This window comes from Consotaella aegiceratis, from assembly GCF_036541425.1.
GTDB lineage: Bacteria > Pseudomonadota > Alphaproteobacteria > Rhizobiales > Rhizobiaceae > Consotaella > Consotaella aegiceratis.
Window position 1 is genome coordinate 1 of sequence record NZ_JAZHFT010000076.1, and the last position, 10,075, is coordinate 10,075.

At 57.1% G+C, this 10,075-nt stretch carries 8 protein-coding genes and 4 pseudogenes; 5 read left to right on the plus strand and 7 right to left on the minus strand.

Going from position 1 to position 10,075, the window contains the following annotated elements; translation table 11 throughout:
- Window positions 1-128: 128 nt before the first annotated feature.
- The 3 genes and pseudogenes from SMD10_RS24135 to SMD10_RS24150 all read right to left on the minus strand — a co-directional run.
- Window positions 129-371 (minus strand): annotated as a pseudogene (locus tag SMD10_RS24135) (IS481 family transposase); the annotation flags it as partial.
- Window positions 372-385: 14 nt separating this feature from the next.
- Window positions 386-1,627: a hypothetical protein gene (locus tag SMD10_RS24140; RefSeq protein WP_331688290.1), complete on the minus strand. Its 1,242-nt coding sequence runs from the start codon at window positions 1,625-1,627 to the stop codon at window positions 386-388.
- A gap of 566 nt (window positions 1,628-2,193) precedes the next feature.
- Window positions 2,194-3,108, minus strand: a complete 915-nt coding sequence (locus tag SMD10_RS24150; protein WP_331688291.1) for an NAD-dependent epimerase/dehydratase family protein — start codon at window positions 3,106-3,108, stop codon at window positions 2,194-2,196.
- Between the two features lie 203 nt (window positions 3,109-3,311).
- Between SMD10_RS24150 and SMD10_RS24155 the strand changes: the two are divergent.
- Window positions 3,312-3,506 (plus strand): annotated as a pseudogene (locus SMD10_RS24155) (helix-turn-helix domain-containing protein); the annotation flags it as partial.
- 78 nt (window positions 3,507-3,584) lie between these two features.
- Here SMD10_RS24155 and SMD10_RS24160 read toward each other — a convergent pair.
- From SMD10_RS24160 to SMD10_RS24170, 3 genes are read right to left on the minus strand one after another with little or no spacing between them, the layout of a single operon-like run.
- On the minus strand, window positions 3,585-4,436 hold the full coding sequence (locus SMD10_RS24160; RefSeq protein ID WP_331688292.1) for a TniQ family protein: 852 nt from the start codon (window positions 4,434-4,436) through the stop codon (window positions 3,585-3,587).
- Window positions 4,433-5,314, minus strand: a complete 882-nt coding sequence (locus tag SMD10_RS24165; protein ID WP_331688293.1) for a TniB family NTP-binding protein — start codon at window positions 5,312-5,314, stop codon at window positions 4,433-4,435. The genes SMD10_RS24160 and SMD10_RS24165 overlap by 4 nt, the downstream gene beginning before the upstream one ends.
- 12 nt (window positions 5,315-5,326) lie before the next feature.
- The gene (locus SMD10_RS24170) at window positions 5,327-6,940 is read right to left on the minus strand and encodes a TnsB C-terminal domain-containing protein (RefSeq protein ID WP_331688295.1); all 1,614 of its coding nucleotides are present in this window, start codon (window positions 6,938-6,940) and stop codon (window positions 5,327-5,329) included.
- A gap of 166 nt (window positions 6,941-7,106) precedes the next feature.
- On the opposite strand from SMD10_RS24170, the gene SMD10_RS24175 reads away from it, so the two are divergent.
- The 4 genes and pseudogenes from SMD10_RS24175 to SMD10_RS25655 form a co-directional block, all read left to right on the plus strand.
- Window positions 7,107-8,024: a conjugal transfer protein TraB gene (locus SMD10_RS24175; protein WP_331688301.1), complete on the plus strand. Its 918-nt coding sequence runs from the start codon at window positions 7,107-7,109 to the stop codon at window positions 8,022-8,024.
- Between the two features lie 94 nt (window positions 8,025-8,118).
- A complete protein-coding gene (locus SMD10_RS24180) occupies window positions 8,119-8,652 on the plus strand; it encodes a lysozyme family protein (protein WP_331688297.1) in 534 nt (177 codons plus the stop codon).
- Between the two features lie 211 nt (window positions 8,653-8,863).
- Window positions 8,864-9,019, plus strand: coding sequence for a peptidoglycan-binding domain-containing protein (locus SMD10_RS24185; RefSeq protein WP_331688299.1), 156 nt, complete (start codon window positions 8,864-8,866; stop codon window positions 9,017-9,019).
- A gap of 164 nt (window positions 9,020-9,183) precedes the next feature.
- Window positions 9,184-9,450: pseudogene (locus SMD10_RS25655) on the plus strand (helix-turn-helix domain-containing protein); the annotation flags it as partial.
- Between the two features lie 30 nt (window positions 9,451-9,480).
- On the opposite strand, the pseudogene SMD10_RS24195 reads toward SMD10_RS25655, so the two are convergent.
- Window positions 9,481-9,927 (minus strand): annotated as a pseudogene (locus SMD10_RS24195) (transposase); the annotation flags it as partial.
- Window positions 9,928-10,075 lie beyond the last annotated feature (148 nt).

Here is a 10,075-nt window from a genome sequence, read left to right on the forward strand (position 1 = left end):
GCGGCTGGAAGACGGCCCTTCACACCATCGCCGGAGATGTTGATCAACGGCCGAGGCACCGGGCCGCCACATCACGATCCCAGCGACCAGCCAAATCCTAGCCGAAGGCGTTGATAGAACCATCCAGCTTCAGCGTAGGCAAACTTCGAGGTTCGGTCTATGGCGACGAACGGGTAGAGTTTGCTTCCGCCGTTCGCGCCTCGGCGATACCGATGTGGAAGTAGCCAATCGGATAGGCCTTGAACTTCTTCTTCGCTAGCTTGTCGCCGTCGATATCACACAAGCGGCTGATGCCGTGCCGCTGCATACAACGATGCAGGGACTAGGCACGGGATTGTCGGCTGCTGGGCGTAGAGGCAGTCATCAAGCGGCGGTGACAATTAAGCTAATGGGGCTCATAAGCGCGCACAGCTTGAAACCATTGCTGGATTTCCTGCAGACTCATCTGTTGGTCGCTACCAAGAGCGGCGTCTGCATCTACCAGTTGAGGGGGGGCAGGTAGGCTCATTAAGTATTCCAACTGCTCGACAGTGCTTATTTTATCTATCTCGCTGGCAACGTCGTTCCTATGCGGTATGCGGTGCAAGCGTAGGGACGCAATGTACCCATGTAGAATCTGGAGCCAAACAGCTGCCGATCCAAACGTGTGCCACGCAGAATCATCATAAGAGTCGAGAAATAGATAGGGTACGGAGAGGGGCGCTATGCCCTTTTTAAAAATAGAAAAAGTCATATCGTAATCGAAAGCGAAGTCAAATCGTCGCATGTCATTAAGTACAATCTCAAGTAGGTTTGCTTCGAACAACTTGAATGGTGACGGCACATCCCCAAACCAATCCTTTGGATCTAGCAACAACATCTTTAGGTGAAGTAAGATCCGCACTCCAGGTATATATACAGCGCGTCGCGGGTCTCGTTGAAACTCCGACTCTGGCAGCCACCTGTCTCCAAAGACCGCTCTTTTATCGTTGGCACACGCTGGGTAAAGCAGAGAGCCCAACTGCCCGAGAAGGACGGAATTGTCACAGTCAGTAAAGCACACATGACTGCACTTATCGGCAAGCGCCATCATGCCGCCTAACACGATCGCCCCGCCTTTTACTGAGTCCGCGATCGATTCGATAAATTTGAGCGGGGTTTGTTCGCTCGGAAGTTTATCGGCCAAGTACGCGATGCTTACTTGGTTTGCAAAAGGGTTATCTGAGATGACATCCCGCGCTACCTGGCCACTTTTGTTAGGACATCCGTCGTCCACGGCATATATATGCCATTTAATGGGAGTCTCGCCGAGCAGCCAGTTTAAGCATTCGACTTTTGCGCGAAGACAATCTTCACCCTTAGGATTATCTGGAGATTTGGGCCGCAATCGGTTTGACTCTCCCCACATGCCAAATACTACACCTACGGTGAGTTCCTTGGTTATTGTTTGGGTCAACTTCTTTGACTCCGCAAATCGTTCTACTACTTTGCAAGCTACATCCGATCGAAAGTTGCTGAACTCCGAGGTCACGCTAGGGGACAACGCCACAATGTCAGCCAATTGAAACACGTCTCTTCGACATGAGGCATCGCCGAAATCAAACCTGGCAGCCGTTATTCTCTCCAGCAGGCTTCTTGCATAGGTCATTGCTTTTCCTGTAATTTCTGTGGAACTGTCTTTACCCGGTCGACAATCACCTCTGCCGGAGGATTATCGAAGAATTCCATCAGTTCAAGTTCCGCTAAGAATTCTTCATTCACTCTTGCCACGATCTGATCTGCCGGCAGCGACTTATCGTCCCACTCAAGAAATCTGCATCGATAGAAAATTGGCCCATTCGAGTATCTCACACAGGATCGTTGATACCAACGGCGTTCGTGGATGGCTTATTAGGCTTCCCTTTATGAGCTCGGAGTGATTCCCTAGCGCAGGGACGTACGCTATGCCATCAGCGGTGAAGATTAGGACGGACTATTCGACCAGTGACCTGCGTCGGCTTGCGGCGGGTATGAGGCTGCGTTCAGTGTCGACGGCTTTTGCCGCTGGCGGCGGTGCTGGACGGAATGAGCCGGGAAGAAACTACCCGGATCGGCGGCTTGGACCGGTAGACATTGCGCGATTGGGTGCAACACTTCAACGCCGAGGTTCGGACGGGTTAAAAGGCTTTCCTCTAGAGGATCGCGACTGGTCTGAGGTCATATCGTTAAGTTGAACTATCTGCTTTCCGCAGCGCGGTATTTCTCGATCAATGCTGCCACGCCACGTTCCAGAGGCATCTGGGCGCGCCAGCCAAGGAGAGCAGCCGCACGCGCAGGGTCGCCGCAAAAACGGGCCACGTCGAAATTTCTTGGCGCACCTTGCTTGACAGTCGTTCCAGGCGAGGCGTGCGACAGGGCTAGTTTGCTCAACTGCGCGAGGCTTGTCTGTTGACCACTCACAAAGTGAATTGGAGGCAGGCCGCGTGTCGACTCGTCAGCAAGCGCGGCGCATAAGGTGGCAACGCCACTGCAGACGTCGTCCTGCCAAGTAAAATCGAAGGTGTTCTCAGCGCCTTCAATAACAATTGTCCCACCCTTAGCTGCCGCGCGTGAGAAAGCCGGCACCACCCTGTCCGGGTGGTCTGACGTAGATCCAAAGACATTGGAGAAGCGTACGATGGACGTGCGCATCCCGTTAATGGCGGCTTCTTTGAACAGTAGCTCCGCCGCGACCTTGGATCTTCCGTAGACATTAACCGGCACTAGCGGCGCCGTTTCTGAAACGGGCTGAACAACCGCATGTCCATAGACTTCACGGCTGCTCGCATAAACAATCCAAGGTTGCCGTCCCTGATTTGCTAAGCGCGCCGCATTCAGAACGTTTCTGGTTCCTTCCACATTCACAGCCCAGCATTGTGCCGGATCTCTCTCCCCCCAGATTACTCGGGAGACCGCGGCAAGATGGACTATGCCGTCACAGCGGCGAAACCGATCAACCAAAGTGTTTAGATCACATATATCCCCCCAGTCGTTGCTGGAGGTAGGGGCAGCGAGATCTACAATAACGACCTCATTACCTTGATGGTGTAGTAGCTCTTTCAATCGGCTCCCAATTAGGCCCAATCCTCCAGTAATCACGATCTTAGGCATTCTCCTCTCCCCTCAATACATGAATATACGCGTCGGGAACTCAGGAGTATTGCATAATCAGTTATAACGCGACAAATATGATGATAACTCGAGTTCGCAACTACAGGATGATTGATGCTGCGCAACAAGATTGCAAGTGTTATTTTGATTGTCTGTCCTCTTAAGCTTCTTCCCATGCTATTTTGTGGAAGGAGGATCGCACCATGGGACAGTCATCGCCAAGGAAGTCGGCAGGACCGCGTGACGCGGCGACGAAGGTCGCGCATCATCGTTTGAGCGTCCTCGACCTGGCCAAGGAATTGGGCAACGTCGCCGAGGCATGCCGGCAACGCGGCCTCGACCGCACCAGCTTCTACGAGTGGAAACGGCGCTTTCAGACGCAGGGCTTTGAAGGTGTCACTTAGCACTTAAATGTGAGAATGCGGTTGTTTTGACGATTTTTGGCACTTTGATATGAGAATTATCCGGTCCAATTCCTATATCAGTTGGAACTGCTGGGGAGGTCCCCATTCAAGCGCCGGCGTGACCAAATGGTCGGTCGCCATGACAAATCGGTTCTTGTTGTCTCCCATCATGTGCCCTTGCAACATCTTCAGCATCGGTGGCCCTGCGCGGTCGATGATCGCCACGCCTGCCAGGAGCGCGGGACGGATGTGTAGCGGTAGAATGGGGTGCTTTGGCGAGAACTGGGACGCGGTCTCTTTGTTCAGAAGGTCATCAAAATCGGGAACGATGGCGCCGAGGAGACGGTAGCGCCAAAAATCGCAATCGCGAGGGGGTGGCCAGGGGATGCGGCGCATGAGCAAGAGTCGCGCAATCTCCAGCGGTGGCAGCCATGTTTCTACGCTGCGTTCTGCATGGTTATCCAACAAGGCCTCACCGCGACGTGCTGCCGCGCGATATGGTGCAAGTGTCCGATCGCCATCGCTGGTGGTCTTGTCCTGGTAGGGTTCCCCACAGTGCGGGCAAGTGATCCGCCAACCTTGCAATTCGCTTCGAAGGACTGGCAGTGGATCAGCACCGGAATCAGTGCAACGCGCGCAACGCTGCATCGGACCCTTGCAGATGAAGCGGTGAGCGGCTTTCGGAGCGTCCGCGAAGCTCAGGCTGCGTACAAGTTTCGGGCAGGCGCCGAACATCACCGCAATCTGATTCGCCTGGGCTTTTGTCAGAGAAAGGTCGATTGGCCCAAGCGATGTCGCCTCCGGCAATCCATGACGCAGCATGGTCAATGGTGTGACCCCATAGAAGTCCGCGTGGCGACTGATCCAGGATGACAGAAGTTCGCCGGGCAGAGGCGGCAAGGTGACGGGCAGGCGGCCTGTCATGCGAAGACTGCCTCGGTATAAAATGCAGGCACCCACGCCTCGACCGCGCTGTCGGTGATGTGTTCGGTACCGCTTTCGATGGCCTCGATTGCAAGGCTGCCCAGCATCTGGAAGATGTTGGCCGTGATGCCGTCCGTGATCTGCAGAATGCGCCGCAGGGATTTCGGCGTCAGCACAGAGGATCGCCGCAGTGGCGTATTGCGCAGGATCGACGCGATCAGCGTCTCGAAGTCTTCGTTGGCGGCCCAACGGTTCAGGGTGAGCTGCTCGAAGCGGCGCGCAAGTTGAACGTCACCGCCGATGGCTTCCCGTGCATCGCTCACGCCGAAGCAGACAAGAGAGATTTGGAGCCGGTTGCTGAGAAAGCGTAGCATGTTGAGCACGATCCGTTGCTCTCGGTAGATCCCGGCAAGGATGTTGTGGACCTCGTCGATGACCAGCACCTGGACGCCGATAGCCTTCATGATCCGAATGGTCGCCTGTTCCATCTGGGCAATATCGGCCCGCGGTGCTTGGGGCGCGCCGAGGAGGGAAAGCAGTTCGCCATAGAATCGCCGTTCCCCGGGGCGGCTGACCATTTCCATGGCTAGGACTGGTGTCTTCAGAATCCCGGTCCGGCGAGCGAGGTGCGGCGGATGCTGATCGCGGAAGCGTTGCATGATCATGGTCTTGCCCATCCCGCTATCGCCATAGATCGCGACAGACGGCATGCGGGGGCCTCCCGGATGATCAAGGAGCGCCTCGAGGCGATTGAGGGCTTGCTTCGCGCGAGGGTAGAGCACCCAACGGCGGGACCTGATGGCGCGAATGCGTCCTGCCTGGGGTTCAGACAGCAGGGCCGCCGCGTCGGCGGTCAGATGAGGGTGATCGTTCGTCATTTTGGCTCCAGCTCATTCGGTGTCTTCGACAAAAGGCACAGGTTTGCTGGAGTCGACACCACGGAGTGTGCCCGTGTCCCGGAGGTCATCGCTCAGCCTCGGCTGAGCCTTGCCGCGCCGCGCGGCCGCGGTTTTGTTTACGGCATCACCAACCAATTTCCGCTGTTCAAGCGCGGTCCTCACGACCGCACGGCTATCGACTTCACGCCGCCCTTTCTCGCGCAGGGTGCGACGCGCCGTCAAAGCCTCGTGCAGGGAAATGGGTGCCAGGGTCAGATCTGCATAGCGGGCTTCAACGAAGTTGCCCGAAGGCCGTCGCACGAAGACACGCGACATGTCGCGCGGGTCATACTTCACCAGAAGCCGCCGCTCCGTCCGGCACACATCGGCGCTGAGCGCGGGAGACCAGTAGCGGAGATCAAACAGATGAATGCCGGTCGGGCGCAATGTTCGTTCTTGCTCCGGCAGGAAAGAGACCCAGAACTGTAGCCGATCCTCCGGCAGCCGCAGAGGGATCTCGCCTTCATGGTCCCGCCAGACGGCAAGGGGAGGGCGGCTCAGCGAACTGTGGATGGATTGATGATAGGACCCGACAATGTCGAGGGCGATATAACGCTCCAACTCACGCAAGGTCAGCGCCGCATGTTTCTTTGAATCATACTCCGCGAGGTCCTGAGCGTTGCTGAAGGTCGTACCGGGCAAAAGGTGCAGCCGTCCCATCTGGGTGCCGATCAGCCGCTCGATATGTCCGCCGAAGCGCGGTGTAGCCGGCGGCCGCCAGTCGATCTCAATGCCTGCATTCTCGCAGCCACGCTTGAAGGCGCGACTCCGGAAATCCGCGCCGTTGTCTACATGAACCCGGTCGGGAAGGCCCGCCACGGGCCAGGGCTCTTCGATCTCGCGCGCTTTAAGCCAGGCAGTCTTGTCATAAACCGAATGCAGCAGGCAGAGGCTCGTCGAAAGCCGGGATGGCGCATCCATGGTCAGGTAAAACCCCGTTACCATTCGGCTGAAGACATCCATGGCCAGAGTCAGCCAGGGTCGTCCGATCGGTTCTCGGGATTCCTCATCGACGACAAAGATGTCGGCTTTCGTGTGATCGATCTGAACAATCTCGAGGGGTCGCGAGGTGCGCAGTGTCCCGGGGACTGGCGTCGTTGCTTTTACGGTCTGCGTTTCGCCCCGGCGCTGCGCCCGGTGGCGCAGGTCCAGGTCTCCTAGACGCCGCTCGATCGTTCGACGATGCGGCGGCTTCAATCCTTCTGCGACGCAATCCGTTTCAATGTCCCGCACCAACTGCGAGACGGTCGGCCGGGTTGGTTTCAGATAGTATGTTCGGATCGCCTTCTCGATGATCTCTTCGCGCGGCGCATCCAGTGCGCGATGACCAGTACGGCGCCCGCGTTTCGTTTCAATGAGCGACATAACGGTCCCGTCAGCGCGAAACCGCCTCAGCAAGCGGTAGGTCGTCGCTTGGCTGACCTGCAGTTCGGATGCAAGATCGGCGATAGCGGCCACGGTTGACTCACCGGAACTGGACAACAGGAACCTGCGTATCGCGGACGCACGGCGACACGCTTCCGCCCACAGGGTGTCGTCTACCTCGTCTGGAAGTGGTTCGGTCATGATGAGAGCCCGACAATGTCGGAGCCACGATTATCTAATTAAGTGCTAAAGTCCAGCTTCCATTATCAGTTTATGTGCTAATTATCAGATTTAAGTGCAAAGCTAAGCTATTGAAATTACATGGAACAAATTATCACCTTTAAGAGCTAAGTGACACCTGCTCTGGATTGCCGGTTCGCTCCCCTTTGTCATCGTTCATGCGATGGCTTGGACGGCGCGCAAAGGTTGGAGAAGGGCAGGGTGCTACGGCATCGCCATGGTGCTGATGGCCATTCCACCATTCGGCATTACCGGGTGGGCCCATCCGATCACATCCGCCGGCGTACTGCTTCCCGGCTGTGGATGGTGGGGTTTGGTGGCGACGATCCTTGGCCTCTGCCTGATGACCACGCGCCTGGCCCCCGCAACTATCCTGTTGGTTGGAGTTGTTACCGCCATGGTCGCGGCATCTGGGGATAGCTCTCCGGCATCCGAGGAGTGGCGGGGAATCGATACCGAAGCCGGAGCAGCCTTGGGACAGACTGACACACTCCGGCAGCAGCAATCGCTGATCGCCCGGATTAAGAAAGAAGCCGGAGGCGGCTCGAAAGTCATCGTGCTTCCGGAAAGCGCCGTTGGCATTCTGACGCCGACCGTCGAGCATCTATGGGGCGAGGCTCTGGTCGATCTTGACGTCACGGTGATTGCCGGAGCCGTTGTCATCAACGCTCAAGGCTACGATACCGTCATGGTCGCGTTCGACCGAACAGGTGCAAAGGTCCTCTACCGTCAGCGGCTGCCGGTGCCGGTCGCCATGTGGCAGCCATGGCGATCGTGGCTCGGTCTCACTGGCGGTGCTCGGGCAACGTTTCTAGGCGATCCGGTCGCGGAGGTTGCCGGTCAGCGGATCGCGCCGCTCATCTGCTACGAGCAGCTCCTTGTCTGGCCGGTTCTGCAATCGGCCTTCCATCGCCCCGACCGGATCGTTGCCATCGCCAATGGCTGGTGGGCGAAAGACACCTCGGTTCCGGCCATCCAACTGGCGAGTGTCGAGGCCTGGGCGCGGCTCTTCGACCTGCCCGTTGTCTTCGCCTTCAACCGCTGAGGAGAAACGTCAGCCATGCCCATCGACGCAGATCTCGTCCACCGTTGCGCCGATCCCTCTCTGAACCCGGCCATCCTCGACCTTTATCAAGGAGGTGGGATCGAACGATCCGCTCAGCATCACCGTGCGTAGCGGTAATCGCATCGTTCTGGTGCCATCGGCAAAAACGAGTGACGAGGCACTGACAATTATCCGGGATCATATCGGGCAAGCCGTTGTCCGGGTTGGTATTACGCAATATCCCGTAGATGTTGGCATTAAGGACCCTTCGGCAGTCCCCACCGATTTGCTCGATGTCTGTTCCAACCTGCGGCAGGGAACGGCGCTCTTTGGCAAGGTCTGGCGGATTGTGCTCAAATGGTATGGCAATCCGACCGATGAGAGCGTCATGCCGCAGATGCTGGAAGACGCAACCAACGCCTGGAAGACCGGTTTCTTCGATGGAACTCCCGTGTTCCAAGCGGCCGACCCGCAGCCCTCAGAGAACAGCAAAATTGAACTTGAAAATGGCCGGACGCAGCCGAGTGCTGACGAGCTTTCGAAGATACCTCACGACACGTCGACCATAACGCCAAATGAGGCCGGAATTCGTGTGGATCTGTCTGGGATCGGCGGTCGTGCACCATGAACCGGATGGTTTTTTGGAAATCACTTTTTTAATCGGCACAATAGCCATCTCGCATTGCCGAGTTTAGTCACCAAGACCATAGGTTTAAATCAAGCCCCGCAATCAGCGATTCTGGCGGAACTAACTCCGGTGGTCCGAAAGGGCTGCCTTTCACGGTTTGGTCTCCATTTCGCCGAGATAGGATGCTGTGTACCCCGCAACCAGAAGTTCAATGGTTTTTCCGCCCTTGCCGGGAAATTTGGACAAGTTCGCCGCAATTGTCCGGCAGGTGCAGACTGCGCTATTGGCTTATGGCTACTACACGGGTCTGATGGATGGCGTTGTTGGTTCTGGAACTCGGCTTGCGATCGAAAAAACACCAGACTGATGCCGAACTGAAGGTCACGAGAACGGTAGTGTGCTGAGAGTTCTGCAAATTCGCTGAGAGGGGGCAGTCATGGCAGGCTGGTGATGTTTAACGTCACCTGATTCCCGCGAAGGATCCCCTTGGACTCACTACTGAAGTGCAACACCTGCTAAGGTGTTGCTGCGATGGCACAACATTACTCTCAGCTCTCTTTGCGAGAGCGGATGACGGTCGACCTTCTCCACCGGGAAGGGCAATCGGTGCGAAGCATAGCGGCGTGGCTTGGAAGATCAGCATCGACCATCAGCCGCGAGCTCAGGCGCAACCGCCAAGACGACCAACAGTGGTTTGGCCCCTACGACGGCGAGCGAGCGCATGGTCTGGCCGCTCGGCGACGACGATGGGATGCCCGCTTCAAGCTGGCGCGCCAGCCGGACCTTGCGGGGACTATCAGGAATTTCGTGTGGGCGGGCTTTTGAACATCAGCCGGCCATGGCGCGGGTGAATCGCTCTCCGAAGAGAACGGCGAATTGCGCCTTGGCCATCGCCCATTCACGAGGTGGCATCTTCCACTCCTTTTCCGACCGGTTCAAGACCAGGAACAGAAGCTTCATCGCGGCATCGTCGTTCGGAAAGTGGCCCCTGGCCCGGACGGCCCGGCGCAGCTTCGAGTTCAGGGCTTCGATGGCATTTGTGGTGTAGAGAATCCGGCGGACCTCGGAGGGGAAGGCATAGAACGGGATGACCTCGCTCCAGGCTCGTCGCCAGCTCTGGCCGATTGCCGGGTATTTGACCCCCCAGGGGCTTTCCTCGAAGGCCGCCAGGGCCTTTTCACCCGCGTCGGCATCGACGGACCGGTAGATCTCCTTCAGCGCAGCCGCCACGCCCTTGCGGTCCTTATAGGATACGAAGTCGAGGCTGTGGCGTAAGTGTCTGATCCGAAATTGAGGTGAGTGGTATCAGTGGGTTAGCTTGACAGCCTCGCCGGCCGTTGATTCAGGGGTTTTGCCAAAAACTACCTTGGATCAACGATGTGGACCGATACCACTCGCGCACAGCATGCGCGCACCAGCCTGG

Coding starts and splice junctions, on each gene's coding strand:
- SMD10_RS24140 (WP_331688290.1), bottom strand. CDS start 1,627: ATGACCTATGCAAGAAGCCTGCTGGAGAGAATAACGGCTGCCAGGTTT.
- SMD10_RS24150 (WP_331688291.1), bottom strand. CDS start 3,108: ATGCCTAAGATCGTGATTACTGGAGGATTGGGCCTAATTGGGAGCCGA.
- SMD10_RS24160 (WP_331688292.1), bottom strand. CDS start 4,436: ATGACAGGCCGCCTGCCCGTCACCTTGCCGCCTCTGCCCGGCGAACTT.
- SMD10_RS24165 (WP_331688293.1), bottom strand. CDS start 5,314: ATGACGAACGATCACCCTCATCTGACCGCCGACGCGGCGGCCCTGCTG.
- SMD10_RS24170 (WP_331688295.1), bottom strand. CDS start 6,940: ATGACCGAACCACTTCCAGACGAGGTAGACGACACCCTGTGGGCGGAA.
- SMD10_RS24185 (WP_331688299.1), top strand. CDS start 8,864: ATGGTTTTTCCGCCCTTGCCGGGAAATTTGGACAAGTTCGCCGCAATT.